Source organism: Latilactobacillus curvatus JCM 1096 = DSM 20019, from assembly GCF_004101845.1.
Classification (GTDB): domain Bacteria; phylum Bacillota; class Bacilli; order Lactobacillales; family Lactobacillaceae; genus Latilactobacillus; species Latilactobacillus curvatus.
Genome location: NZ_CP026116.1, coordinates 936,854 through 961,882, shown reverse-complemented (window position 1 = coordinate 961,882; position 25,029 = coordinate 936,854). Strand labels below are relative to the sequence as shown.

The window sequence follows — 25,029 nt, the reverse complement described above, 5'->3', positions numbered from 1 at the left end:
ATGCAAAGTGCAACGCTAAAGCAGACAAATCATGTGACTGAACCGGACGTGTTGGTTGTAGAAGATGGCCATCGCTTGCAAGTCGGCATTATGGGGGGCACATTTAACCCGCCACACATCGGTCATTTAGTGATGGCAGAACAAGTTCGTAGCCAACTCGGTCTCGATAAAATTTTGTTTATGCCAGATGCCAATCCACCGCACGTTGATGAGAAAAAAACATTACCAGCAAAACACCGTGTTGCAATGGTAGAACGTGCCATCGCTGACAATTCGCATTTTGAACTCGATTTAACGGAGATTGAACGTGGCGGTGTCAGTTACACCTACGATACGATCGTGGCATTAAAACAACAACACCCTGAAATCGATTATTATTTCATCATTGGCGGTGATATGGTCGACTACTTACCTACTTGGTATCGAATTGATGATTTAGTGCAGTTAGTCCAATTTGTTGGTGTTAAACGAACAGGGTATGCTCAACAAACGCCGTATCCAGTCTTATGGGTGGACGCACCGGTAATTGATGTCAGTTCAACGCAAATTCGCAATAAGATTCAACAAGGCTGTTCAGTGCGGTACTTGTTACCGGACCCAGTCTTTGAATACATTCAAAAAGAGGGCCTCTATCATGAGTGATTTTGTTTATCAAGAAAACATCGTGCCGTATACACGGGCTGAGTTAGTGGCTAAAGTTGCCGCTAACTTATCTGAAAGCCGATTTGAACATTGTTTGCGTGTGGAAGCCACCGCGATTCAATTAGCACAAAAAAATGGCGCAGATGTTGAACGCGCGGCAATTGCTGGTTTAGTGCATGACTATACTAAGCAATTACCAGATGAAACGTTCATTGAAGCGATTAAAACGCAAGGCTTTGATCCAGAACTACTCAATTACGGTAATGCCATCTGGCACGGTGTTGTTGGTGCTTATTTCATTGAACGTGATTTAGAAATCCATGATGAAACGATTTTAAATGCTGTGCGTCGTCATACGATTGGTGCGCCAGAAATGACCTTGATTGATCAGATTTTATTTGTGGCGGATTTTGTCGAACCTGGGCGCAATTTTCCGGGCGCAGAAGCTGCTCGTGAGACAGCAATGGCTGATTTAGCAGCCGGCGTGCGGTATGAAATCTTAAATACATTGACCTTTTTAATTCAGGGCAAGAAGCAGATTTATCCGAAAACAATCGACACATACAATGCTTGGGTACCGACTCAAGCCAAATAAAGGAGAACTTTAGTGAAAAGTTTAGATATTTTAAAAATTGCTGTGCAAGCAGCTGATAGCAAACGAGCAGAAGACATCGTCGCAATGAACATGGAAGGCATCAGTTTATTAGCTGATTACTTCGTGATGTTAACTGGGACGTCAGAACGTCAATTAGGCGCAATTATTGACGCCATTGAAGACGCAGAAGAAGAAAATGGCGTTTTCGTAAAACACATCGAAGGTAAAAAGGGTTCACGTTGGATCTTGATGGACTTTGGCGATATCGTTGTCAATGCCTTCATGCCAGAAGAACGTGCCTTATACAACCTTGAAAAACTTTGGGATCAAGCACCACTTGTTGATGTTTCCGAATGGTTGGATGAAGAATGATTTACCAAAGCTTTGCAACCGTCTATGACCGTTTGATGGACCATTCATTATATGGTCAATGGCGGGATTACACGTTGCAGACGTTACAAAATAAACATCGAGTCCTAGAACTAGCTTGTGGGGCTGGTGATTTAGCCATCTTGCTAAAACAAGCAGGGCTAGAGGTTGTCGGCTTAGATTTATCGGCCGAGATGTTGAGTATCGCTTCTGAAAAGGCTTCTGAAGCCGAGGTCGAGTTACCTTTATTACAAGGCGACATGCTTGACTTAGGCGAAATTGGGACGTTTGAAGCGGTCACTTGTTTTGACGACTCGATCTGTTACATGCCAGATTTAGCGCATGTCCAACAAGTTTTTGAACAAGTTTATCGAACTTTAGAGCCAGGTGGTCAATTTCTATTTGATGCCCATTCACTTTATCAAATGGATGAGCTTTTCCCAGGTTTTATGTATAACGATAAGACGGCAGAAACGGCCTTCATGTGGACGAGTTACGCAGGTGAAGTACCACATTCAGTTGAACATGATCTCAGCTTTTTTATCTGGGATGACGAGATTGACGGTTATCAAGAACTTAATGAATTACACCATGAACGAACTTATCCGGTGGTAGATTATGTTGCAGCATTAGAAGCTGCTGGGTTCAAGAATGTATCAGTCAGTGCTGATTTTGGCCAAGAAGCCGTTCAAGAAGATAGTGTGCGTTGGTTCTTTAGCGCAGTGAAATAGGCGGAGGACGCATGAGAATTACGGGGATTATTGCGGAATATAATCCGCTACATAATGGACATCGGTATCAATTGCAACAGGCGCGGGCAGCTTCGCACGCAGATTTAGTGATTGTCTGCATGAGCGGTAACTATGTGCAAAGAGGTGAACCCGCGATTTTGGACAAATGGACGCGCGCACAACTTGCTTTGAGCAATGGTGCTGATATGGTCGTTGAATTGCCGTTTGCCAGTGCTGTCCAACCTGCAGACCGTTTTGCTGATGGGGCCGTCAAGTTATTGGCGGCGCTTGGTTGTCAGACCTTAGCGTTTGGCAGTGAATATCCAACGTTTGACTATCAGCAAGTCGGGCAACAGATTTTAGCTTTAAAGGCCAAGTCACAGACGTTTATTGATTATCAAAAAACTTATGCGACGCAGCTCAATGAGTTTTATCAAGCAGAATTAAATTTAAATTTAGATCAACCCAATCACCTCTTAGGGGTCAGTTATGCGGTTGCCAACGCGCAACTTGAAGTGCCAATGCAGTTGCTTGCGATTAAGCGTGAGCAGGCACAACACGGCGATCAAACGATTGGCGCGGGACAATTTGCTAGTGCCAGTGCTATCCGACAGGCGGCAACAAAGGGTGATGACTGGGCACAGTTAGCCCCAGTGATGCCGCATTCGACTTTAACAGCGCTCCAGACTCAATCGCATCTGGATTGGGACCAACTATGGCCGCTATTGAAATACCGAATTGAAAGTACACCCCTTGCCCAACTTCGGCAGATTTATCAGATGTCAGAGGGCTTGGAGTACCGTTTCAAAAAGGTGATTCATTCAGTCAATCGGTATGCCGAGTTGTTACAGGCACTTAAAACAAAGCGATATACGTATGCACGCTTGCAACGGGTTTGTTTATACGTCCTGTTGAATATTCAACAAACGGATATTGAACAATCATTAGCGCAGCGGCCCATCCATTTGCTTGGCTTTAACCAAGTCGGCCAGGCGCATTTGCACACGTTGAAAAAAACGCTCGATCACCCACTTATCAGTAAGGTCTCAGCTAAATTGGGTGCCGAAGAGGGCCCACTGGGGTTAGAGGTGCGAGTTGATCGATTACAAGAACAGTTTGGCTGGCAATCACAGAATTTTGCCCGCCAACCGATTTTTAACCAAAGAAAGGATGACGAGCATTGTTAAAATGGACAGTCCAATCATTATTAAAACATCGTGATCATCCATTGATGTTTAAAGAAACATTGATGTTAAAAGAAAGTTTACAAAAAAGAGAAGCTGATGTCCTAGATGCTACACCATTTGTAGTAGACGGTGAATTAACGGTTGACCAGCGCGCTGTAATTGCACGCGTACATGTGGTCGGGACATTAACAGTGCCTTCAACGCGGAGTTTAGATCCAGTAGCCTTGCCAATGGATTTTGAATTCACTGAAATCTACGTTGATCCAGAAGACGAGCAGTTGGGACGATTTACGGACGAAGATATTTTGTTCCCAATCGAAGGCGAAGCCCTAGAGCTACAGGTAGCTGTTGAAGATCACATTCTCTTGCACATTCCAAGTCACATCCTAACACCAGAAGAAGAACAAGATGATGTGATGCCAGCCGGACAGTCGTGGTCAGTCATTTCTGAAGAAGCCTATGCTAAGCAACAGGCTGAAGAAGAAACGGCACCCAATCCTGAATTTGCTAAGCTTAAACAATTATTAGAAGAACAAAACAATGACGCCGACTAAGTTTGGCGTTTTTTTATACCCAATTTGTTAAATGGACCGGACCAAATCAGTTAAAATGCTTTTATTTAAAGCGTAATTCTGCTAACATAAACACAGTAGACGCGTTGTCGTTTTGATAGTCAACAACGCTTAAATTTAGAAATCATTTAGGAGGCCTTTTACATGAGTCAACCACAAATCGGTGTCATCGGGATGGCAGTTATGGGCAAGAACTTAGCATTAAACATTGAAAGTCGCGGTTACACCGTTGCGATTTATAACCGAACAGGTGCTAAGACAGAAGCAGTGATGCAAGATCACAGCGAAAAGAAATTGGTACCAAGCTATACAATTGAAGAATTTGTTCAATCATTAGAAAAACCACGGCGAATCATCTTAATGGTTAAAGCCGGCGCTGGTACAGATGCTGTCATCAACGAATTGTTACCTTTATTAGATAAAGGTGATATTTTAATCGATGGCGGGAACACCTTCTTTGGCGATACAATTCGTCGGAATGCTGAACTAGATAAGTCAGGCATTAACTTTATCGGAATGGGTGTTTCTGGTGGTGAATTAGGCGCATTAGAAGGCCCTTCAATGATGCCAGGCGGTCAAAAAGAAGCTTATGAATTAGTTGCACCAATCTTAGAACAAATGTCAGCAAAGGCTGAAGATGGCCAACCATGTGTCACATACATCGGGCCAAACGGTGCTGGTCACTATGTTAAGATGGTCCACAACGGGATCGAATATGGTGATATGGAACTCATCTCAGAAAGTTATAATTTATTGAGAAACGTTGTTGGTTTATCTGTTGAAGAAATCGCTGATGTCTTCAAAGAATGGAACCACGGCGAATTAGACAGTTATTTAATGGAAATCACAGCGGACATCTTAACGCGAAAAGATGATTTAGAAACGGATAAACCAATTGTCGACGTCATCTTAGATGCTGCTGGTAACAAAGGAACTGGTAAGTGGAGTTCACAAAGCGCCCTTGAATTGGGTGTGCCACAATCATTGATTACAGAATCTGTTTATGCACGTTATATTTCAGCAATGAAAGACGAACGGGTGGCTGCAAGCAAGATTTTACCAGCCCCAACCGTTGCTAAATTAACAGAAGATAAAAAAGAATTAATCGAAAAGATTCGCCAAGCATTGTACTTCAGCAAGATCATGAGCTATGCGCAAGGCTTTGAACAAATGCGGGTTGCTTCAGATCAATATGACTGGTCATTAAACTATGGCGAAATCGCTAAGATCTGGCGTGAAGGCTGTATCATTCGGGCCCGTTTCTTACAAAAGATTACGGATGCCTTTGATAAAAAAGCTGATTTAAACAACTTATTGTTGGATGATTACTTCTTAGATATTACAAAGAATTATCAAGGCGCTGTTCGTGACGTAGCTGCAATGGCCATCCAACAAGGTGTGCCAGCACCTGGTTTCTCAGCTGCTATCACATATTTTGATTCATATCGTTCAGAAGTATTACCAGCAAACTTAATCCAAGCACAACGCGACTACTTTGGTGCGCACACATACCAAAGAACAGACCGCGAAGGCACATTCCATTATACTTGGTATAAAGAACAATAGAGTGCGCAAGTAGACGGGGATGCGCTGAGGATTAGTGGAATATCGTAAATGAGCGGTGAAACCGATCGTTTGCGGTATGCAACTAACCGGAAGCGGATGTCTACTGGAGCACGTTTTAGTACAAGAGTGCTGACTATTGCATTTAGTCATTGAGCATTAATAAAAAATTGCCATTAATCCCGGTTTTAGGATTAATGGCAATTTTAGATTAAGCGGAAATGGCTGCGACGGGATGCGCGTTTTAAAATAGAGTGATGAGTCGAACGTTTTTGGCTTTAAGGATTAACAGAAAAATGATGCTTATGGCGGTTCTTAGCCATAAGCATCATTTTACGGTTAACCGGAAAAGACAGTTCGAGGAAGCACGTTTCTCTAAACACCCGAGCCGATTATTAAGGCGCAGGTGTTTTTTCGATTATTACTAAATCGCCATCAGATGAGAGTCAGATTAGTTAGTTATTTAATTGGAACTATGCTAGAATGGAAAGGTAAGCCGATTTTGGCGCTTGAGGTTTCTTAGAGAATTCTTATCATTGATTAGAATTTAGAGAGTCCATTAAAAATTCTTTTTTGGGGAGTGACTAAATGAGTCGCATATTGATTATTGAAGATGAGAAAAATTTAGCTCGATTTGTGGAACTTGAATTAAAGCATGAGGGTTATGAGACAGAGGTCCATTTCAATGGGCGTACTGGTTTAGAAGCTGCCTTGAATGAAGAATGGGACGCGATTTTATTAGACTTGATGTTACCTGAATTAAACGGGTTAGAAGTCTGCCGTCGGGTCCGCCAAGTTAAGAATACGCCAATCATTATGATGACGGCTCGTGATTCAGTGATTGACCGTGTTTCTGGGTTAGATCATGGCGCAGACGATTATATCGTTAAGCCTTTTGCCATTGAAGAATTATTAGCGCGTTTACGGGCATTGCTACGGCGAATTGATATCGAAGGCGAACATAACGCTGCTAAACAAACGACGGTTACTTACCGTGATTTAACGGTTGAAAAAGAAAACCGAGTTGTTCGGCGTGGTGATGATGTGATTGAACTAACGAAACGTGAATATGAATTATTATTAACATTGATGGAAAACGTCAACGTTGTTTTGGCACGCGATGTCTTACTCAGCAAAGTTTGGGGTTACGATTCGGATGTTGAAACCAATGTTGTCGATGTTTATATCCGTTACTTACGAAATAAAATTGATCGTTCTGGCGAACAAAGTTACATTCAAACGGTTCGTGGAATGGGTTATGTGATGCGCTCGTGATGCAGGACGAAACGGTAGCATCAACAACAAATAAGGGTCGTAAAATATCGTTAAAGGTGAAATGGGCAGCTGCGGTTGGGTTGGCCATTTTTATCACCTTTGCGATTTTTTCAATTGTGATCTTTAGTAGTATCTCTAATATCTTGCTACACAGAGAAGTCGATAATGTGCACGATACGGTGACCGTCGTACAAGCGAGATTGTCCAGCAATGGGCCACATCTTACAGAAGGCTTTGTCACCAATCAATTGGATCCGAACCGTCACAGCCCTAAAGCCATCTATCAAGATGCGGTTTTAACGCGGTTAGCACAACAGGATGTTACAGTTAAGATTTATGATGCAAACAAGAAGGGTTTGTTTGCATCGCGCGGGGCGATTGGTCCGTTTCCAAAAGGCGATACGGATACATTAAAGCGCAAAGCTATTTTTGGTAAGATGCGGCTGATTGGCATTAGTCCGATTAAGACAAGTCAAAACCGTGTAATTGGTTATGTAGAGGTGGTCAATAACGTCCGTGATTATAACCACGCTATGACTGAATTAAGAATTGTGTTAGTTGTGGTTGTCTTTTTTGCTATGTTATTTAGTGCATTGATTGGCTATTTATTAGCCAACCAATTCTTGCGACCAATCGAAGTTATGAAAAAAACGATAGAAGCCATTAATTCAGAGCCTAATTCAGATGTCCGAATTCCTGAGACTGGGCATAGTCAAGATGAATTATCTGATCTGGTCAGTGCGTTTAATGGTATGTTGAATCGAATTCAGCATTATTTCGAACAGCAAGACCAGTTCGTCAGTGATGTTTCGCATGAGTTGCGGACACCAGTTGCGATTATTGAAGGGCATCTACAACTGCTCAATCGATGGGGGAAAGATGATCCAGAGGTACTGGAAGAATCTTTAGCGGCTTCGTTACAAGAAATCTTGCGGATGAAAAATTTAATTCAAGAAATGCTTGATTTAACACGGGCAGATAAAGTCGTGACTGAAGGAACGACTGAAGTGACCGATGTCGGGGAAGTTGTTCTTCAGAATTACCATAACTTCGAGATGTTATATCCAGAATTTAATTTTATGCTCGACAATGATTTGCACCAACCAGCGCTAGTGCATGTTAATCGAAATCACTTAGAACAAATTATGATTATTCTGTTGGATAATGCGATTAAATATTCAACGATACGTAAAGAAGTTCATATTGCCGTCGCTAGTGATGAGCGGTATGCGCAAGTGGCCGTGCAAGACTTTGGTGAAGGTATTTCGGAAGAAGATAAGAAGAAAGTCTTTCACCGGTTCTATCGCGTTGACAAAGCACGAAGTCGGGAAAAAGGTGGCAATGGATTGGGATTAGCAATTGCCCAACAACTCGTTGAAGGCTATGACGGGAATGTGTCGCTAGAAAGTAGCGTTGGCTACGGTTCTGTTTTTAGAGTTGAGTTACCACTGATTCGTGAAGTAGAACCAAAATCAGAAGAACCAGTTAATACGGATTAAAAAAGCGGTGCGCTTCAATCATCTAATTGATTGAGGCGCACCGCTTTTTTTTGTTGGTTAAGCTTGTGGCTTATGCCGTTGCTTACCTGAGTTGCGTTTGCCAGCTACTTTAGGTGTAGCGACAGTTGGGTTGCTTGTTTCTGTTGGTGTTTCTGTGACGTCGGCAGCTGGTTTGACTGCTGCTTTTTGAGTGAACATTTCTTTTGTGACAACCGTGACGATTGGTTTTTCCTTAATTTCTTGATCGATCCGTTTTTTAACACGAGGCATGATGATGAATGTCGTGATTAATTGTTGAATCACCATGATAATCCCACCGGCTAAGAAATAAAGTGCTAAACCGGCTGGTGCAAATAACGAAATGAAGAATGTAATCGCAGGACTCATTAGGACGGTTGTTTGCATTTGTTTCTTTTGTTCAGCAGGCATCCCGACTAATGAAAGTGCACTTTGACCGACATATAAGAGGGTCGCAATCACAGTAATGATAATGTTTGGGCTCCCAAGACCGATCCCAAAGAAGTGGCTACTTGAAATTTCAGGTGAGTATTGGATGGCTTGATACAAACCAGAGAAGATTGGTAATTGAATTAATAAGGTCAAACAACCAAGACTTGGCATCATGCTTGAATCATTTTCCTTATAAACCTTCATCATCAACTGGCTAAGTTCAGCCTTTTCTTCAGGGGTTGTTGCCGCTTTTTGTTGTTCTTGGATAATATCTAATTGCGGTTTCAAGCGACGGGTCTTTTCTTGTTGGGCCGTCATCTTATTCGATTGGTTCAACATTAATGGGAGTAAAATCATCCGCACAACGAATGTGATGATGATAATTGCCCAGCCGTAACCATTGATGCCACCGAAAACATCAGCAATGCGTTCCATAATATGTTGGAGCGGCACGGCGATGTATTTATAGGATGAACCATAGATTAAGCCGGTTGGGACTTTGGGATGGCTGCTCATTTTTTGTGGAACACAGCCAGCGAGAAAGAATGTAACGGTCATTGTAAGCATCGCGAGTGTCGCGAAGCGTTTAGAATTTTTCATAAATTTAGCCCTTTCAAGATAAGTTTCAACAAGTGTAACTATACTTGAAGGGGCTAGGTTTTTCAACTGACAACCGAAAATTTATGACACGCTGACACATTTTCGAGCGGTGTTTGAATGACACGGTCGACGCGCCCACTAGGGGTGGGAGAAGCTTTGACAGCACCGATAAATTTTTCGAGTGCGTCTGCTGGGCCCATCGCAATAATTTTAACGGAGCCGTCGTCACGATTGGCAACGGTACCTGTGATATGGAGTTTATCGGCGACCAATTTGGTCATCCAGCGAAATCCGACGCCTTGCACGCGGCCATAGACTTCAAGTTGAATTGCATTTTGCATTGTCATCACCTCCTCTTCATTGTAAGCTGTTCAACCCGATTTGGCGATTAAAAAGCGACCCTTGATAGAATTTACCCACTAAGTCGCGTATAATAGAAAGTACTAAATAGACTGGAGCACAACATGGAATACATTCAATCGAATCAAAACACTAAAATTAAGGCGGCTAAGAAATTAACCGTTAAGAAAAACCAACGTAAAGAAAATACGTATCTACTAGAGGGCTGGCATTTAGTCCAAGAAGCAATCCAAAATAAGGCCGTCATCCGCCAAGTTTTCGCCACTGAAAAATATGTGGACGAACGCGCATTGCGCGGTCTTTACGATGAAACTTTTGAAATTGCACCAGAAGTGGCGCAACACTTGAGTGAAACTAAAGCACCCCAAGGCATTTTTGCCGTTGTTGAAATGTCTGAAACACCGGTACCAGAAAAATTAACGGGTCGTTACTTATTATTAGATGCTGTTCAAGATCCTGGTAATATCGGCACAATGATTCGGACAGCCGACGCAGCAGACTTTGCCGGCGTTGTTTTAGGCAATGGCAGTGTTGACTTGTATAATCCAAAACTCTTGCGGTCAATGCAAGGCAGTCACTTCCATTTACCAATTTATCAAGGTAACTTGATGGACTGGATGAAGAAATTCAATTCGCAAGACGTCCCAGTTTATGGAACGGAATTAAATCCAGAGGCCATCAGTTATCAAGATGTGCCTAAAGCAAATGACATGGCCTTGATTCTAGGTAATGAAGGGAACGGCGTGAATGAAAACGTCTTAGCAGCCACAACGCAAAATATTTACATCCCAATTCCAGGGAATGCTGAATCATTAAACGTGGCAGTCGCAGCTGGGATTTTAATGTTCAAGTTGATTGAAGCTTAATTCTTAATTTTTTCTAACAAATGTAACTTTTTAAGGCGTTTAACTTCTTTTTTGAACGAAAAGCTGTTATCCTTGTGGCAGAATTTGAATTTAAAAAATGTCAGGAGTCTTTGAATGAATTCAACAGCAAAATGGTACGATGACGCGGATTACATGGCTCTAATTGCCGATTTATTAGCTAAAGATGAAGTCCAAAAATTAGCGAACTATACGCAACATCATCATTCAGATCGTTTGGAACATTCGCTAAGCGTCTCTTATCGCAGTTATGAACTTGCCAAGAAGTGGCATCTTGATACGCGAGCAATTGCACGCGCGGGCTTATTACATGATTTATTCTATTATGACTGGCGTGATACGAAGTTCGATTTAGGCACACATGCTTATATCCATCCGCGCATTGCGCTTCGGAATGCCGAAAAATTAACAGAACTCTCACCTAAAGAAAAAGACATCATCGTTAAACACATGTGGGGCGCAACTGTTAGTCGTCCGAAATATAAGGAAAGTTACATTGTATCGATAGTCGATGATTATTGTGCTGTGACGGAATTTTGTACACCAATGTGGACGAAATTTAAACAAAAAGTTCTCCGCCAAACACCGGCAATTAACAAGTAAAGATGCTTCAAGCTGATAGGTTGCTTTTTGCAGCCTTTTTCAGTACACTTCTTATTAATAAGTGTGAGGTGAAAATAATGGTGATTGTAAAAGAAAACGCAAATGCTGACTGTCAAGAGGCCTTCCAACTGTGTCCTAAATTTGAAAAGACTTTTTCAATTCTAGGTAAGAAGTGGAACGGCCTGATTATCGATGTCCTATTAGAAAACGGGGCACAACGGTTTAAAAACTTAGTGCACAGTGTGCCTAAGTGCAGTGATCGCGTATTGGTTGAACGATTGAAGGAACTAGAACAAGAAGGCATTGTTGCGCGGATTACCAGTGATGATTCTGCGTTGATTGAATATCGATTGACCACTAAAGGTGAAGAATTAGCGCCAGTAATGGCTGCTATTCACGATTGGTCAAACGACTGGTATGCGACAGAAGCCTAGTTGCTAATTGCGGTTATTTACGTTAAAATACAATTATTAAACAAAGACGAAAAAGAGTAACCTAATCATTAGTTTTCAGGGAGAATAATCAGTTGACTGCAAGTTATTCAACTAAGTTTAGGTGAAGTTCACTTTCTGAGTTGACCATTGGTCCGGTATTGCCCGTTAGCGCAAACTTGAGTGTATGACTGGAATGGTCGTAAACTAGGGTGGTACCGCGAAGCTTCGTCCCTTTTTGAGGGACGGGCTTTTTTTGTTGAAAAAAATAAGGAGGAATTGCAATGTCATTGAAGGAACAATTAGAAAACTTACAGCAAAAGAGTCTGCAAGAAATTCAAAGAGTTGTTGATTTAGAGGCGTTAAATCAAATTCGAGTGGAAGTGCTCGGTAAAAAAGGACCGATTACAGAAGTTTTACGCGGCATGCGTGATTTAAGTAATGAAGAACGACCTAAGGTGGGGGCATTTGCTAATGAAATCAAGAGTGATTTGGCAGAAGCAATCGAAACCCGGAAGGCAGAATTAGAAGCCAAGAAGGCAGCAGCCCAACTGGCTCACGAAACATTAGATGTTACATTACCTGGCCAACCGGTCAAAAAAGGGACCCCGCATGTCTTAACTCAAGTGATTGATGATTTAGAAGATTTATTTATCGGAATGGGTTATCAAGTCGTTGCTGGCTATGAAGTGGAAGATGAAAAACATAACTTTGAAATGTTAAACATGCCAGCTAATCATCCAGCCCGTGATATGCAAGATACGTTCTATATTACTAATGATTTATTGATGCGCACGCACATGTCACCCAATGAAGCACGTGACTTGGAAAACCATGACTTTGCTAATGGTCCCATTAAGATGATTAGTCCCGGCCGTGTTTACCGCCGTGATACAGATGATGCAACGCATTCGCATCAATTCTATCAAATGGAAGGCCAAGTGATTGATAAAAACATTACAATGGCAGACTTAAAGGGAACCTTAGAATATACGATTCACCATATTTTTGGTGAAGACCGTGATTTACGTTTCCGGCCAAGTTACTTTCCATTCACGGAACCATCTGTTGAAGTGGATATTTCTTGTTTCCGTTGTGATGGTAAAGGCTGTAATGTCTGCAAGCAAACTGGCTGGATTGAAGTTTTAGGGGCTGGGATGACACATCCGAACGTCTTAAAAGCCGGCGGTGTCGACTCAGATGTCTATGGTGGATTCGCCTTTGGGCTCGGGGTTGATCGCTTTGCAATGTTGAAATATGGTGTGGATGATATCCGGAACTTCTACTTAAATGACGTTCGATTCTTAAATCAATTCACACAGGAGGGCTAGACCATGAAAGTTTCTTACAACTGGTTAAAAGATTATTTAGATTTAACAACTGCCCCAGAGGCATTGGCTGAAAAAATTACCCGAACAGGGATTGAAGTGGCTGATGTCGCGCAAAAGAGCGCGGGCTTGAAAAAAATTGTGGTGGGACATATTTTAAGTTGTGAACCCCATCCGGATTCTGATCACTTGAATGTTTGCCAAGTGGATGTTGGTGAAGATGAACCCTTCCAAATTGTTTGTGGTGCACCCAATGTCGCTGCTGGCCAATATGTAGTCGTTGCATTACCTAATTCTCGGATTGCTGACAACGTTAAGATTAAAAAAGGCAAGATGCGCGGCGTGGTTTCAATGGGGATGATTTGTGGCTTACAAGAAATTGGCTTTGCCGATAGCGTTGTGCCTAAGGAATATGTTGATGGCATCTTTGTCTTCCCAGAAGCAATTGAACCTGGGACAGAAGTTTATGAAGCTCTTGGGATGACTGATTACATTCTCGATCTTGACCTCACCGCTAACCGAGCCGATACGCTTGGCATCCACGGTGTGGCCCATGAAGTGGCCGCCATTGAATCATTGACACCTCATTTTGAAGATATCGTAGTGACTGAAAGCAACGTTCAAACAGCTGATCAATTGACTGCTCAAGTTGCTGATGAACAATTAGCACCAAGTTATCACTTGCGTATGTTGCAAAACGTGACCGTCCAACCAAGTCCAATGTGGCTACAGACGCGTTTATGGAATGCTGGCATTCGCCCCATTAATAACCTTGTTGATGTGACGAACTACATGATGTTAACGTATGGGCAACCTTTACACGCGTTTGATGCGGATGCTCTAACGGGTGATCACAAACAAATCGAAGTTCGTTTAGCCAAGACGGGCGAAAAATTAACGACCCTTGATGAAGGCAAACATGACTTAACAAATGAAGATATCGTCATTACAGATGGTCATCGACCAATTGCGCTAGCAGGGGTCATGGGTGGTTTGAACTCACAAATTACTGCTGATACGAAAAATGTGATTATCGAAGCCGCAGTTTTTGCACCAACTGCAGTTCGTAAAACGGCTCAACGCCATAACTTGCGTTCAGATGCGTCATCACGGTTTGAAAAAGGCGTGAATGTTGCTGATGTTCAAACAGCCTTAGATGCTGCTGCTATGATGATGGCAGACCTTGGTAATGGGCAAGTGACTGCTGGTACGGTTAGCCCAACTAACTTAGTGCCAACTGACAAAGTGATTGAAATCGAAGCTGACCGGATTAATCGCGTCTTAGGCACAGAGATTGCAACGCAAACAATTGTTGAATTATTAGAACGATTTGGTTTTAGTGTGGTCAATACTGATAATCATTTAACAGTAACCATTCCACCACGGCGTTGGGATATTGAAATCCAAGCGGATATCATTGAAGAAGTCGCTCGTTTATACGGTTACGATAACTTACCAAGCACATTGCCAACTGGCGATATGACAACCGGGGCATTAACGACTGAACAAAAGGCACTCCGTAAAACCCGGCATACACTTGAAGGTGCTGGTTTAACGCAAGCAATTAGTTATGCATTAACGACCCCTGAAAAAGCGCGTCAATTTACGCTTGTTGATTCGGTGCTGACAGCACTTGATTGGCCAATGACGCAAGATCATGCGCACTTACGCATGAACTTGATTACTGGTTTATTGGACGATGCTGCTTACAATGTGGCACGTAAACAAACTGATCTTGCACTATACGAACAAGGACGGGTATTTTTAAAACAAGCAGACGACCAAGTTCGGCCAACAGAAATTGAATATGTGGCTGGCTTAATGAGTGGCAATCGCCAAATGAAGACTTGGCAAGCTGCCGCAGCACCAGTTGATTTCTACACAATCAAAGGTGTGGTTGAAATGTTGATGGCAAGTTACAACTTAGCGGATGCAATCAGTTATCAACCAACACAAGCTTATCCAGAAATGCATCCTGGCCGAACGGCAGCCATTTACGTTGGTGAACAACTGGTTGGATTTGTTGGTCAAATTCATCCAGCAGTTGCGAAAGCTAATCATTTAAAAGAAACTTATGTTTTCCAATTAGATTTAGCACAAATCCTAGCCTTGCCAACCCAAACAGTGATTGCTAAACCAGCACCTAAATTCCCTGAAGTAACGCGGGATATTGCAATTCAGGTGTCTGATCAAGTTTCAAATGCCGCAATTGTTGAAGCCATCAAAGCAAAGGGTGGCGCCCACTTAGTTTCAGTTGAACTTTTCGATGTTTACGCAGGGAGTCATATTGAGGCTGGTGAGAAGTCAATGGCTTACACCTTAACGTACCTCAATGAGGCAGCTACTTTAACAGAAGAAGAAGTTAACGCTGCTTTTGAAAAAGTAGTCGCTGAATTAGTTGCTACTTTTGATGCCAAAATCCGTTAATCTCGAATCTTTAATGCAATTTTTGAATAATTTGGTATAATGTTTTAAGGATTGTATTTAAAAGAGCAATTAGGAGGTCATCCTTTGAAGAAAGTTGATCAAAAGGAGCCAGTAAATCAAGAAAAAGCGGCACAATCATTGTACGAAGAACGCCGTGCAGAAAAAAAAGCAGCAAATAAAATTGTCTATTGGATTATCGGTATTCTGTTAGCGCTTGTTGTCATTATTGGATTCATGGGATATCGCTACGTACAAGCATCTCTTAAACCATACGACACCAAAGCAAAACAAGAAATTACCGTGCGCATTCCCAACGGCTCAACGAATAAACAAATCGCTGCTATTTTGCAGGATAAAAAATTAATTCGAAGCGCGCCAGTCTTTAATTATTATGTGAAGACTCATAATTTCTCGGATTTCCAAGCCGGTTATCATGTGTTGAAACAATCAATGGGGTTAGATAAGATCATCTCTAACTTACAAAAAGAAGGCACACCAACCCGTCCTCGCGATGTGAAGGGCAAATTGTTAGTTAAAGAAGGGGTCACTTTAGAAGAAATTGCGGCCGAAGTTGGTAAACAAACAAAATTCTCTAAAGCAGCCTTCATCAAACAAGCGAATGATAAGCAATTCTTAGCAAGTTTAGAGAAGAAATACCCTGCATTATTGTCATCAACAATGGCTCAAAAGGATGTCCGCTATCACTTAGAAGGGTACCTTTTCCCAGCCACTTACGAAGTTTATAAAGATAGTACATTAAAAGAAATTATCACCGAAATGGTTTCAACGATGGATCAAAAGATGCAACCTTATTATGCAACCATTAAGGATAAGAAGTTAACCGTTCAACAAACGTTAACGCTAGCTTCATTGGTTGAACGTGAAGGGGTCACAGCCGTCGATCGCCAAAAGATTGCCGGTGTCTTCTTTAACCGTTTAGACATCGATATGCCAATTCAATCTGATATTTCAGTAATGTATGCATTAAATACCCACAAGACACACCTTTATAACAAAGATACTAAAGTCGATTCACCATATAACTTATATATCAATAAAGGTTATGGCCCAGGACCGTTTAACTCACCTAGTTTACAGTCTGTCACAGCCGTCTTGAATCCAGCTGATCGTGATCAAAATTATCTCTACTTTGTTGCTAACTTGAAGACAGGTAAAGTATATTACTCAAGAACCTTCGAACAACATAACGATACAACAGATTCGATTGAAGATTAGGTTCATTTAGGATTATCGAAGTCGACCGCTATTGGAGGTCGACTTCTGTTTGCCCAAAAAGAAGTTGAGAATAAAAGGAGCGTCCCATGTCCAGTCAAAAAAAAGCACCCATCATTATCGGCGTTACAGGCGGGTCCGGTAGCGGGAAAACAACCGTTAGCCAGGCTATCGCCCAAAAATTTGCGAATCACTCAGTGATGTTATTACCACAAGATGCGTATTACAAACGGCAAGATGTTCCGTTTGAACAACGCCAACAAACGAATTATGATCATCCAGATGCTTTTGACAACGATTTATTAATCGAACAAGCATTAATGTTAAAAAATCATCAAGCCATTGAACAACCGGTCTATGATTATAAAATTCATAATCGGACGGAGGAAATTCAACGGGTTGAACCGCAAGATGTTATTATCTTGGAGGGGATTCTTGTATTGGCTGATGCCCGGTTACGGGATTTGATGGATATTAAGGTTTATGTGGATACTGATGATGATATTCGGTTATTAAGACGGATGCATCGCGATATGGAAAGCCGTGGTCGAACGTTTGATGATGTGGTTGGCCAATATCTTAAGACGGTAAAACCCATGTTCCATGAATTCATTGAACCAACCAAGCGTTACGCTGATTTAATTGTCCCAGAAGGTGGCAATAATCGCGTGGCCATTGATTTACTTGTAACAAAGATTCAATCAATCCTAAATGCCGATTAAAGATTGAGATTTGACAAGGACGTACACAGTAATTAAGATAGTCAGTATTATTAATTAAAATAAAGAGGTGGATAAAATGGTACAAAAAACTTATCCAATGACTGCAGAAGGCAAAGAAAAGTTAGCCGAAGAACTAGAAACACTCAAAATGGTAAAACGACCAGAAGTCATTGACCGGATTAAAATTGCACGGAGCTTTGGTGATTTATCAGAAAACTCTGAATATGAATCAGCTAAAGATGAACAAAGCTCATTGGAAACACGCATCGCAGAAGTTGAGAATATGTTACGCTTTGCAGAAGTAATCGATGTTGATAGCATCGCAGCTGATGAAATTGCTGTTGGTAAAACAGTTAGCTTTACAGACGACGAAGATGGTGAAGAAGAAACTTACCAAATCGTTGGTGCTGCAGAATCAGACCCATTCAGTGGTAAAATTTCAAATGATTCACCAATTGCCCAAGCATTACTTGGCAAACACGTTGGTGATAAAGTAGCTGTGCAAACACCAGGCGGCGACATGCACGTCACAATTACAGAAGTTAAATAAAGTGCGTTTCGAACGGGTTAGTCTTTGAGGATTAACGTAAAAACGGGTGTTATGGTCGAATTTTGACCATGACGCCCGTTTTGTAGTTAACCGGAAAAGGTTGTTCGAAAAAGCACGTTTAAGAATAGAGTGCTTTTGGGTGCGGTTAGCAACTGAGCATTAATACAAAATTGGCAGTCATCCAGATTTTAGGATGACTGCCAATTTTAGATTAAGCAGAAGTTGTTGCAGCCAAAAAGCACGTTTCAAAAAAGCCACGGAAATCAATCCCGTGGCTTTTTTATTTTGCCGTTAATTCGTTAATCAGCCTTGAGACGGATTGGTGTTTATCTGGTTTGCTTGTATAATAATATTAATCAGTTGAAAGGAGACCGTAAATATGCCGTTTATCTGGCGCGTTTTTTTAATAATAGAAGCGATTATCTTCGGGACGTTCATTTGGCAGATGATTACGATACCCGCAAATTTAGTGTTCATCATTGCAGGTATTTTACTCTTAGTCTGGGCCAACAAACGTCGTAGTAAAGGTAAAATCGGTGTCTGGACGACTTTGTTAACGATGGTCGGTTGCGTAGCTGTTACGGTACCACTGTTAATTAATTTCTCGTTATGGTTAATGATTATTGTTGCGGTCGTCTTTTTAGCCTTAAATCATAGCCGAATGGGACAGTTTAGCAGCCGCAATATGAATCAGTTGTTTGATAATGCCCCTTGGCGCAAGAAAAAATTTATTCCCGTTAATACGACGGAACCCACCGCGAAAAAGACAACAGTCAAGCGGCATAGTTGGTTTGGTCATCAGACAATTGGCAATAACATTTTTGAATGGGATGATATTAACTTCGCGGTCGCTGCCGGTGATACAATTATCGATTTAGGGAGCACCATTTTACCCAAGAATGACAACCATATTGTCATCCGTAAGGGGTTTGGAAAGACACGGATTTTAGTGCCTGTCGGGACCGGTGTCTATCTTGATCACTCTGCAATGTTAGGGAGTGTGACAATCGACAATCAGCACTATAATTTGAAAAATGAGTCGATTCAGTTGTATAGTACAAACTATGATGAAGAAAGTCGCCACCTTAAAATCATTACCAACGTAATGATTGGTGATCTTGAGGTGATCTTAGTATGAGCAAGTTAACGCGGAGCTTTATATGGATCAGCACGAGTTTGTTGACGCTTCTGTTTTCAGTGGCGTTATTTTTTGCGTATTTCTACAGTACGCATCAGGAACAATGGCTGATTAGTTTGGCCACGAAGCAATTATTCTATGTACCACTGATTGTTTATATTGTGGTGGCCGCAATGGCAGTAGGCTTTTTAGTTACCGCAATCGTCTATCTTGTCGTACGTAAGCAATTATCCCATACTGAAAGCCAGTTACAATTTTTACTTTCTGGACAGTATGAATCGCCTGTTTTTCAGATTAGACAGAGCGAAACCAATGACTACGCGATGTCAATCGAGCAAACAGTTGAACAATTACGCCAAAAAATGATACGCTTACAACAAGAGATTCAAAGTTATAGTGATCGGCCGACCGTGATTGCTGGTGAAACCAAGGAAGAAATTCTAGCGCAAGAACGGCATCGTTTAGCACGCGAGTTACATGATTCAGTGAGTCAGCAACTATTTGCGGCGACGATGATGTTGTCGGCACTCAGTGAAGTTGCGCAAAAACAAGCTGATAACGCGCAGATGTTGCAGTCCTTAACGACAGTTGAACGGGTGTTAAATGAGGCTCAATCAGAAATGCGGGCCTTACTCTTGCATCTACGACCAGTTAATTTGGAAGGCAAGAGTTTACGCGATGGGATCATTCAGTTATTGAACGAATTGAAGACCAAAATTGCGATTCAGATTACATGGGACATTGATAGCATAACGTTACCAAGTGGCATCGAAGATAATTTATTTAGAATTGTCCAAGAGTTGCTGTCAAACACACTACGGCATGCGAAGGCCCAAGAGATTGAAGTATACTTGAAACAACTCGGTCAGAGTGTTTTACTAAAGGTAATTGATGACGGGACCGGGTTTGATACGAATGCTGAGCAAAAAGCCGGCAGTTATGGGTTAAACAACATTGTCGAACGGGCCCATAGTGTTGGAGGGACGGCAAAAATTATTAGTTTGCCTAACCAGGGAACGAGTGTTGAAATTCGAGTGCCACTATTAAAGGAGACCAATTAAGTGATTAATGTATTGATAGTAGACGACCATGAAATGGTGCGATTAGGCATCTCAACGTATTTAGGGGTTCAAGACGATATTCATGTCGTCGATCAAGCCGTCAATGGTAAAGAAGGTGTCGAAAAGGCGCTTGCATTACGTCCTGATGCGATTTTAATGGACTTAGTGATGCCTGAGATGGATGGCATTGAGGCCACCAAAACGATTTTAAAGGCGTGGCCTGAAGCCAAAATCATTATCTTAACGAGTTTTATCGATGATGAGAAAGTTTATCCGGCGATTGAAGCCGGTGCGGCCAGTTACATATTAAAAACTTCTACAGCCGAGGAAATTGCCAATACGATTCGTAAAACGGCGCAAGGACAATCGGTTTTAGAGCCAGAAGTGACGAATAAGATGATGAATCGCTTAACACATCCGGCTGAACCTAAGCTATATGAAGACTTAACTAATCGCGAACGTGAAGTCTTAGGCTTGATTGCCAAAGGCCGTAGTAATCAAGAGATTGCGGATGAATTATTCATTACGTTAAAAACGGTCAAGACGCACGTTTCAAATATTTTGGCGAAGTTACAAGTGGATGATCGCACCCAAGCGGCAATTTATGCGATTAAGAACCAACTAGTCGATTAATCAGGAGGAGTTCAACATGCAAATTCAGGTGTCAGATGCAGCAAGTCAATGGTTTCGCGACGAATTAGCCTTACAATCGGGGGATGCAGTCCGCTTTTTTGGCAAAGTGTATGGTCAAACGGCCGTGCATGATGGCTTTTCATTGGGCATGGAACGCGCTACTGTTGAGCAGCCAATTGGTTCGGCTGTTAAAGATGGTATCACCTATTTTGCGAGTCAATCGGACGAATGGTTTTTTGCCGATTATGATTTACAGGTTGATTACGATCCAGAGCTTGAAGAACCTAAGTATCAATTTGAACGTCGTTAGACGATAAAAAGGCGACCAGTACGCGCCCAGTTTTATGCGTCTTTTGGCTAAGTTCTCGGGCTAAATCAGAAAAGGCGACCAAGTTAACTGTTGGCCAAATTTCCGGTTTAAACGTCGTGGCGAGTAATTGCCAGAGTTCTTTACGGTCTTTGCGCGGGTAATAGACTGAATCAATTCCGGCTAAGGTAATCCCACGTAGAATAAACGGCATCACCGTTGTTTCTAGGGTTGCACCAGCGGCATTGCCACAAGTTGCTACGAATCCGCCGGCACAAACTTGCGGTAAGATGTGGGCTAAAACAGGACCGCCAAGCGTATCAATAACCCCGGTGAATGTCTGATGGCTGAGCGCTTTAAGCGGACCAGCAGTTAGGTCAGCTGTATTAATAACATGGGTCGCACCAAGGTGCAATAAATAATCGGTTTGTTGCAAGTCACGCGTAGTTGCGGTTAGATTTGTGAAGCCAAGCTGCGCGAGGATGGTAAGTGCGAAACTTCCGACTCCGCCAGTGGCACCCGTAATTAAGAGTGGGGTGTCATGATCGGCTGTAAAGGCTTGGCGTAATAATTTGCTGAGCGCAATTGCGGCGGTGAAACCGGCCGTCCCAAACTGCATCGTTTCAGCAAGACTAAGATTTTCGGGCAACTTAAAGAGCCATTCACTAGGGACTTTGACATATTCAGCGTAGCCCCCAGCGATTGTAATGCCAGTTTCATAACCCGTACATAACACCTGATCGCCCGCTTCAAAGAACGGATTATCCGATTCGACAACTTCGCCAGCAAAATCAACGCCAGGTGTCATGGGGTAGTGACGTAAGACGCCACTTTTAGGATTCATAGCGAGCCGGTCTTTGTAGTTAATATCAGAATAGGCGACTTTGACTAACACCCCGTCTTTAGCGAGGTCTGGCGTTAACTTAGTTTGATAAGTGGCACTGACAGTAGTATCGGTTTGTTCTAAAACGAGTGCTTGATAGGCGACCATATGATTACAACCTCATTTCTAAATAATTATTTAACTTCATTATACAACAATGTTCGCTTTGAATTGGCATTGCGTCTCGGAAACGGTATAATTAATAGGATATTAGTCAACTAATAACGAGTCTGAGAGTGCTAAAGATAAAGGGGACGAAGAAGAAGATGCAACAACCAATGGTGGAATTTAAAAATGTCATTAAAGAATACGACGATGTCCAAATTTTAAAGGGCATCGACATTGCGTTGGAAAAAGGTAAGTTTTATACCTTACTTGGGCCGTCTGGCTGTGGTAAGACAACTATTTTAAGAATTATCGCCGGATTTACCAATGCGTCTGCCGGGGATGTTTTATTTGAAGGGCAGAAGATGAACGATTTACCGGCCAATAAGCGCCAAGTCAATACGGTTTTTCAAGATTATGCCTTGTTTCCCCATCTAAATGTCTTTGAGAATGTTGCATTTGGGTTAAATCTACGTAAAGTTAAAAAAGCAGCGATTAAAGAAAAAGTGATTGAAGCCCTTAAATTGGTGCGCCTTGCCGGATATGAGAATCGCGAAATTAGTGAGTTATCAGGTGGGCAACAACAACGAGTAGCGATTGCGCGCGCTTTGGCCAATGAACCAAAAGTCTTGCTACTAGATGAACCTCTATCAGCACTCGATATGAAATTACGAAAAGATATGCAATATGAACTACGCGATTTACAACAACGATTAGGGATTACGTTCTTATTTGTAACGCATGATCAAGAAGAAGCCTTAGCGATGAGTGATGAAATTTTTGTTATGAACGAAGGGCGCGTGTTGCAAAGTGGGACACCTGTCGACATTTATGACGAACCGATCAACCATTTCGTAGCCGATTTTATCGGGGAAAGTAACATTCTGCCAGGTAAAATGGTTGCTGATTATCAAGTTGAAATGGTCGGCAAGCAGTTCGAATGTGCCGATGCCGGGATGCGGGTCAACGAAGCAGTTGAAGTGGTGCTTCGTCCTGAAGATCTAGACATTGTTGCCGTTGACCAAGGCCAATTAGTGGTAACGGTTGATACGCAGCTATTTCGTGGTGACTATTATGAAATTACGGCCTATGATGCGGATCAAAACCGGTGGTTGATTCATTCAACTAACCCAGCTAAAGATGGTCAACGAGTCGGCTTATTCTTTGAACCAGAAGACGTGCACATCATGCGTTTTGGGGAATCAGAAGAAGATTTCGATGCACGACTTGAAAGTTACGAAGAGGAGGACTAAGGCAATTGCGTAAAAAACAATGGTTATATTACTTACCATATGCCCTCTGGCTAATTTTGTTCGTCCTCGCACCAGTCGCATTGATTGTGTACCAGTCCTTCTTTGATATCAATGGGCATGCGACATTGGTCAACTACACGACCTATTTCCAGTCAGGCACTTACTTGAAGATGACATTAAATTCGTTATGGTACGCCTTTTTAATTACGCTGATTACGCTATTAATCAGTTATCCGACGGCGTATTGGCTTCATCAAACGAAACATAAACAACTTTGGCTATTATTAATTATTTTACCGACATGGATTAACTTATTACTGAAAGCTTATGCGTTTATCGGGATTTTTAGTCAAGATGGTGCCATTAATCATTTTTTGGGGTGGTTCGGGATTGGGCCACAACAGATTTTATTTACGAATTTCAGTTTCTTAGTGGTGGCGACCTATATTGAAATTCCGTTTATGATTTTGCCGATATTTAATAGTTTAGAAGAATTGAATCCATCATTGGTCAATGCAAGTCGTGATCTTGGCGCAAGTAATTGGCAAACCTTTACGAAAGTCATCTTACCGTTAACAATGGCTGGGGTTAAAGCCGGGATACAGGCCATCTTTATTCCATCGTTATCCTTATTCATGTTGACGCGTCTAATCGGGGGTAACCGCGTGATTACGCTGGGGACTGCGATTGAAGAACACTTCCTCACAACAATGAACTGGGGAATGGGCTCGACCATCGGGGTGGTCTTAATCGTCGCCATGGGCTTAATCATGCTGGTAACCGGGGAGCAAAAAGCAAAGAAGAAGGTGACTAACAAATGAAAAAAATGAAATGGCAAAACGTTTGGTTAGTGCTTGTCTCTGTCTTATTGTACGCACCGATTTTCTATTTGATTTTCTATTCATTTAGCAGTGGGGATAATATGAATGGCTTCAAGGCATTTACCTGGGCAAATTATCAGGCCTTGTTTGAAGATACTCGGATGATTGAAATTGTGTTACAAACGTTATTAATCGCGATTCTATCATCTTTATGTGCGACGATTGTGGGGACGTTTGGGGCGTTAGGGATTTATTCAACGAAGCAACGGCGTGTGCGCAATATGATTTTATCGCTGAACAATATTTTAATGGTTTCACCCGATGTCATTATCGGGGCAAGTTTTTTAATTTTCTTCACGTTCTTAGGTTTTGGTTTGGGCTTTGGTTCAGTTTTACTGAGCCATATCGCTTTTTCAATTCCGATTGTTGTCTTGATGGTTTTGCCGAAGTTAAATGAAATGCGGCCAGCATTAGTTGATGCGGCACGTGATTTAGGTGCGACTGACTGGCAAGTCCTGAGTAAAGTTATTTTACCGTACATTAGTTCCGGCATTTTTGCAGGCTTTTTCATGGCGTTCACCTATTCGCTAGATGATTTTGCTGTGACCTTCTTTGTCACTGGGAACGGGTTTGAAACGCTCTCCGTTGAAATTTACTCCAGAGCGCGTCAAGGAATTAGTCTAGAAATCAACGCATTATCTGCCTTGATGTTTGTCTTCTCCTTAATCCTTGTGGCCGGCTACTATTTATTGAATCAAAGAAGCCAAGCCCAAAAAGCACGGCGTAAACGGAAAGCGGGGGCTTAAA

At 42.0% G+C, this 25,029-nt stretch carries 27 protein-coding genes and 1 other annotated feature; of the genes, 24 read left to right on the top strand and 3 right to left on the bottom strand.

Features of this window, described 5'->3' with window-relative positions; all coding sequences use genetic code 11:
• From LCU_RS05095 to LCU_RS05055, 9 genes are all read left to right on the top strand, one after another.
• Entirely contained in the window at window positions 1-642 is a 642-nt protein-coding gene (locus LCU_RS05095; protein ID WP_004265265.1) for a nicotinate-nucleotide adenylyltransferase, read from the top strand.
• Window positions 635-1,237, top strand: a complete 603-nt coding sequence (gene yqeK, locus LCU_RS05090; protein WP_056966063.1) for a bis(5'-nucleosyl)-tetraphosphatase (symmetrical) YqeK — start codon at window positions 635-637, stop codon at window positions 1,235-1,237. The genes LCU_RS05095 and yqeK overlap by 8 nt, the downstream gene beginning before the upstream one ends.
• A 12-nt stretch (window positions 1,238-1,249) precedes the next feature.
• A complete protein-coding gene (gene rsfS, locus LCU_RS05085) occupies window positions 1,250-1,609 on the top strand; it encodes a ribosome silencing factor (RefSeq protein ID WP_004265185.1) in 360 nt (119 codons plus the stop codon).
• Complete coding sequence (locus LCU_RS05080) at window positions 1,606-2,337, top strand: class I SAM-dependent DNA methyltransferase (protein ID WP_004265190.1); 732 nt, start codon at window positions 1,606-1,608, stop codon at window positions 2,335-2,337. Before rsfS ends, LCU_RS05080 begins: the two co-directional genes overlap by 4 nt.
• Before the next feature lie 11 nt (window positions 2,338-2,348).
• Window positions 2,349-3,524, top strand: coding sequence for a nucleotidyltransferase (locus LCU_RS05075; RefSeq protein ID WP_056966061.1), 1,176 nt, complete (start codon window positions 2,349-2,351; stop codon window positions 3,522-3,524).
• Window positions 3,518-4,078 carry a DUF177 domain-containing protein gene (locus tag LCU_RS05070; protein ID WP_004265358.1) on the top strand — a complete coding sequence of 187 codons (561 nt, stop codon included), beginning with the start codon at window positions 3,518-3,520 and terminating at the stop codon, window positions 4,076-4,078. Before LCU_RS05075 ends, LCU_RS05070 begins: the two co-directional genes overlap by 7 nt.
• Window positions 4,079-4,240: 162 nt before the next feature.
• Window positions 4,241-5,662: an NADP-dependent phosphogluconate dehydrogenase gene (gndA, locus tag LCU_RS05065; protein WP_056966059.1), complete on the top strand. Its 1,422-nt coding sequence runs from the start codon at window positions 4,241-4,243 to the stop codon at window positions 5,660-5,662.
• Window positions 5,663-6,247: 585 nt separating this feature from the next.
• On the top strand, window positions 6,248-6,934 hold the full coding sequence (locus LCU_RS05060; RefSeq protein WP_035185953.1) for a response regulator transcription factor: 687 nt from the start codon (window positions 6,248-6,250) through the stop codon (window positions 6,932-6,934).
• On the top strand, window positions 6,934-8,433 hold the full coding sequence (locus LCU_RS05055) for a HAMP domain-containing sensor histidine kinase (RefSeq protein WP_004265274.1): 1,500 nt from the start codon (window positions 6,934-6,936) through the stop codon (window positions 8,431-8,433). Before LCU_RS05060 ends, LCU_RS05055 begins: the two co-directional genes overlap by 1 nt.
• A 57-nt stretch (window positions 8,434-8,490) precedes the next feature.
• Here LCU_RS05055 and yidC read toward each other — a convergent pair whose 3' ends face one another.
• Window positions 8,491-9,483 carry a membrane protein insertase YidC gene (gene yidC, locus LCU_RS05050; protein WP_004265351.1) on the bottom strand — a complete coding sequence of 331 codons (993 nt, stop codon included), beginning with the start codon at window positions 9,481-9,483 and terminating at the stop codon, window positions 8,491-8,493.
• A gap of 62 nt (window positions 9,484-9,545) precedes the next feature.
• Window positions 9,546-9,824, bottom strand: a complete 279-nt coding sequence (locus tag LCU_RS05045; RefSeq protein ID WP_054644053.1) for an acylphosphatase — start codon at window positions 9,822-9,824, stop codon at window positions 9,546-9,548.
• A 123-nt stretch (window positions 9,825-9,947) separates the two neighbouring features.
• Here LCU_RS05045 and LCU_RS05040 point away from each other — a divergent pair, with 123 nt between their 5' ends.
• The 12 genes from LCU_RS05040 to LCU_RS04985 all read left to right on the top strand — a co-directional run bounded on the left by LCU_RS05040 (window position 9,948) and on the right by LCU_RS04985 (window position 21,163).
• Complete coding sequence (locus tag LCU_RS05040) at window positions 9,948-10,709, top strand: TrmH family RNA methyltransferase (RefSeq protein ID WP_039099024.1); 762 nt, start codon at window positions 9,948-9,950, stop codon at window positions 10,707-10,709.
• 114 nt (window positions 10,710-10,823) lie between these two features.
• Complete coding sequence (locus tag LCU_RS05035; RefSeq protein WP_004265191.1) at window positions 10,824-11,330, top strand: HD domain-containing protein; 507 nt, start codon at window positions 10,824-10,826, stop codon at window positions 11,328-11,330.
• 77 nt (window positions 11,331-11,407) lie between these two features.
• Entirely contained in the window at window positions 11,408-11,764 is a 357-nt protein-coding gene (locus LCU_RS05030) for a winged helix-turn-helix transcriptional regulator (protein ID WP_004265207.1), read from the top strand.
• Between the two features lie 34 nt (window positions 11,765-11,798).
• Window positions 11,799-12,000, top strand: a binding site (T-box leader).
• A 45-nt stretch (window positions 12,001-12,045) separates the two neighbouring features.
• Window positions 12,046-13,092, top strand: a complete 1,047-nt coding sequence (gene pheS, locus LCU_RS05025; protein WP_004265294.1) for a phenylalanine--tRNA ligase subunit alpha — start codon at window positions 12,046-12,048, stop codon at window positions 13,090-13,092.
• Window positions 13,093-13,095: 3 nt separating this feature from the next.
• Window positions 13,096-15,516 (top strand): phenylalanine--tRNA ligase subunit beta, encoded by a 2,421-nt coding sequence (gene pheT, locus LCU_RS05020; protein ID WP_056966057.1) that lies wholly within the window; start codon window positions 13,096-13,098, stop codon window positions 15,514-15,516.
• 84 nt (window positions 15,517-15,600) lie between these two features.
• Entirely contained in the window at window positions 15,601-16,752 is a 1,152-nt protein-coding gene (mltG, locus tag LCU_RS05015; RefSeq protein ID WP_081038309.1) for an endolytic transglycosylase MltG, read from the top strand.
• 86 nt (window positions 16,753-16,838) lie between these two features.
• Entirely contained in the window at window positions 16,839-17,471 is a 633-nt protein-coding gene (gene udk / locus LCU_RS05010) for a uridine kinase (RefSeq protein WP_056966054.1), read from the top strand.
• 76 nt (window positions 17,472-17,547) lie between these two features.
• Window positions 17,548-18,021 (top strand): transcription elongation factor GreA, encoded by a 474-nt coding sequence (gene greA, locus LCU_RS05005; protein ID WP_004265286.1) that lies wholly within the window; start codon window positions 17,548-17,550, stop codon window positions 18,019-18,021.
• 379 nt (window positions 18,022-18,400) lie between these two features.
• Entirely contained in the window at window positions 18,401-19,159 is a 759-nt protein-coding gene (gene liaF, locus LCU_RS05000) for a cell wall-active antibiotics response protein LiaF (RefSeq protein WP_004265216.1), read from the top strand.
• Window positions 19,156-20,220 (top strand): sensor histidine kinase, encoded by a 1,065-nt coding sequence (locus tag LCU_RS04995; RefSeq protein ID WP_056966052.1) that lies wholly within the window; start codon window positions 19,156-19,158, stop codon window positions 20,218-20,220. The genes liaF and LCU_RS04995 overlap by 4 nt, the downstream gene beginning before the upstream one ends.
• The gene (locus LCU_RS04990) at window positions 20,221-20,853 is read left to right on the top strand and encodes a response regulator (RefSeq protein WP_035185961.1); all 633 of its coding nucleotides are present in this window, start codon (window positions 20,221-20,223) and stop codon (window positions 20,851-20,853) included.
• A 16-nt stretch (window positions 20,854-20,869) separates the two neighbouring features.
• Entirely contained in the window at window positions 20,870-21,163 is a 294-nt protein-coding gene (locus LCU_RS04985) for a HesB/YadR/YfhF family protein (RefSeq protein ID WP_056966050.1), read from the top strand.
• Here the strand turns inward: LCU_RS04985 and LCU_RS04980 are convergent.
• Window positions 21,138-22,151 carry a YhdH/YhfP family quinone oxidoreductase gene (locus LCU_RS04980; protein WP_054644051.1) on the bottom strand — a complete coding sequence of 338 codons (1,014 nt, stop codon included), beginning with the start codon at window positions 22,149-22,151 and terminating at the stop codon, window positions 21,138-21,140. The genes LCU_RS04985 and LCU_RS04980 overlap by 26 nt on opposite strands.
• A gap of 158 nt (window positions 22,152-22,309) precedes the next feature.
• On the opposite strand from LCU_RS04980, the gene LCU_RS04975 reads away from it, so the two are divergent.
• The 3 genes from LCU_RS04975 to LCU_RS04965 are packed head-to-tail and all read left to right on the top strand — an operon-like array spanning window position 22,310 to window position 25,028.
• Entirely contained in the window at window positions 22,310-23,401 is a 1,092-nt protein-coding gene (locus LCU_RS04975) for an ABC transporter ATP-binding protein (RefSeq protein WP_004265322.1), read from the top strand.
• Window positions 23,402-23,406: 5 nt separating this feature from the next.
• Window positions 23,407-24,222: an ABC transporter permease gene (locus tag LCU_RS04970; protein ID WP_004265260.1), complete on the top strand. Its 816-nt coding sequence runs from the start codon at window positions 23,407-23,409 to the stop codon at window positions 24,220-24,222.
• Window positions 24,219-25,028, top strand: a complete 810-nt coding sequence (locus tag LCU_RS04965) for an ABC transporter permease (RefSeq protein ID WP_056966048.1) — start codon at window positions 24,219-24,221, stop codon at window positions 25,026-25,028. The genes LCU_RS04970 and LCU_RS04965 overlap by 4 nt, the downstream gene beginning before the upstream one ends.
• The last annotated feature ends 1 nt before the right edge of the window (window position 25,029 follow it).

Bases quoted from the DNA above. Each gene is read 5' to 3' on its own strand.
- LCU_RS05095 (WP_004265265.1), top strand. From the start codon at position 1: ATGCAAAGTGCAACGCTAAAGCAGACAAATCATGTGACTGAACCGGAC.
- yqeK (WP_056966063.1), top strand. From the start codon at position 635: ATGAGTGATTTTGTTTATCAAGAAAACATCGTGCCGTATACACGGGCT.
- LCU_RS05080 (WP_004265190.1), top strand. From the start codon at position 1,606: ATGATTTACCAAAGCTTTGCAACCGTCTATGACCGTTTGATGGACCAT.
- LCU_RS05075 (WP_056966061.1), top strand. From the start codon at position 2,349: ATGAGAATTACGGGGATTATTGCGGAATATAATCCGCTACATAATGGA.
- gndA (WP_056966059.1), top strand. From the start codon at position 4,241: ATGAGTCAACCACAAATCGGTGTCATCGGGATGGCAGTTATGGGCAAG.
- LCU_RS05060 (WP_035185953.1), top strand. From the start codon at position 6,248: ATGAGTCGCATATTGATTATTGAAGATGAGAAAAATTTAGCTCGATTT.
- LCU_RS05055 (WP_004265274.1), top strand. From the start codon at position 6,934: ATGCAGGACGAAACGGTAGCATCAACAACAAATAAGGGTCGTAAAATA.
- yidC (WP_004265351.1), bottom strand. From the start codon at position 9,483: ATGAAAAATTCTAAACGCTTCGCGACACTCGCGATGCTTACAATGACC.
- LCU_RS05045 (WP_054644053.1), bottom strand. From the start codon at position 9,824: ATGCAAAATGCAATTCAACTTGAAGTCTATGGCCGCGTGCAAGGCGTC.
- LCU_RS05040 (WP_039099024.1), top strand. From the start codon at position 9,948: ATGGAATACATTCAATCGAATCAAAACACTAAAATTAAGGCGGCTAAG.
- LCU_RS05035 (WP_004265191.1), top strand. From the start codon at position 10,824: ATGAATTCAACAGCAAAATGGTACGATGACGCGGATTACATGGCTCTA.
- LCU_RS05030 (WP_004265207.1), top strand. From the start codon at position 11,408: ATGGTGATTGTAAAAGAAAACGCAAATGCTGACTGTCAAGAGGCCTTC.
- pheS (WP_004265294.1), top strand. From the start codon at position 12,046: ATGTCATTGAAGGAACAATTAGAAAACTTACAGCAAAAGAGTCTGCAA.
- pheT (WP_056966057.1), top strand. From the start codon at position 13,096: ATGAAAGTTTCTTACAACTGGTTAAAAGATTATTTAGATTTAACAACT.
- udk (WP_056966054.1), top strand. From the start codon at position 16,839: ATGTCCAGTCAAAAAAAAGCACCCATCATTATCGGCGTTACAGGCGGG.
- greA (WP_004265286.1), top strand. From the start codon at position 17,548: ATGGTACAAAAAACTTATCCAATGACTGCAGAAGGCAAAGAAAAGTTA.
- liaF (WP_004265216.1), top strand. From the start codon at position 18,401: ATGCCGTTTATCTGGCGCGTTTTTTTAATAATAGAAGCGATTATCTTC.
- LCU_RS04995 (WP_056966052.1), top strand. From the start codon at position 19,156: ATGAGCAAGTTAACGCGGAGCTTTATATGGATCAGCACGAGTTTGTTG.
- LCU_RS04985 (WP_056966050.1), top strand. From the start codon at position 20,870: ATGCAAATTCAGGTGTCAGATGCAGCAAGTCAATGGTTTCGCGACGAA.
- LCU_RS04980 (WP_054644051.1), bottom strand. From the start codon at position 22,151: ATGGTCGCCTATCAAGCACTCGTTTTAGAACAAACCGATACTACTGTC.
- LCU_RS04975 (WP_004265322.1), top strand. From the start codon at position 22,310: ATGCAACAACCAATGGTGGAATTTAAAAATGTCATTAAAGAATACGAC.
- LCU_RS04965 (WP_056966048.1), top strand. From the start codon at position 24,219: ATGAAAAAAATGAAATGGCAAAACGTTTGGTTAGTGCTTGTCTCTGTC.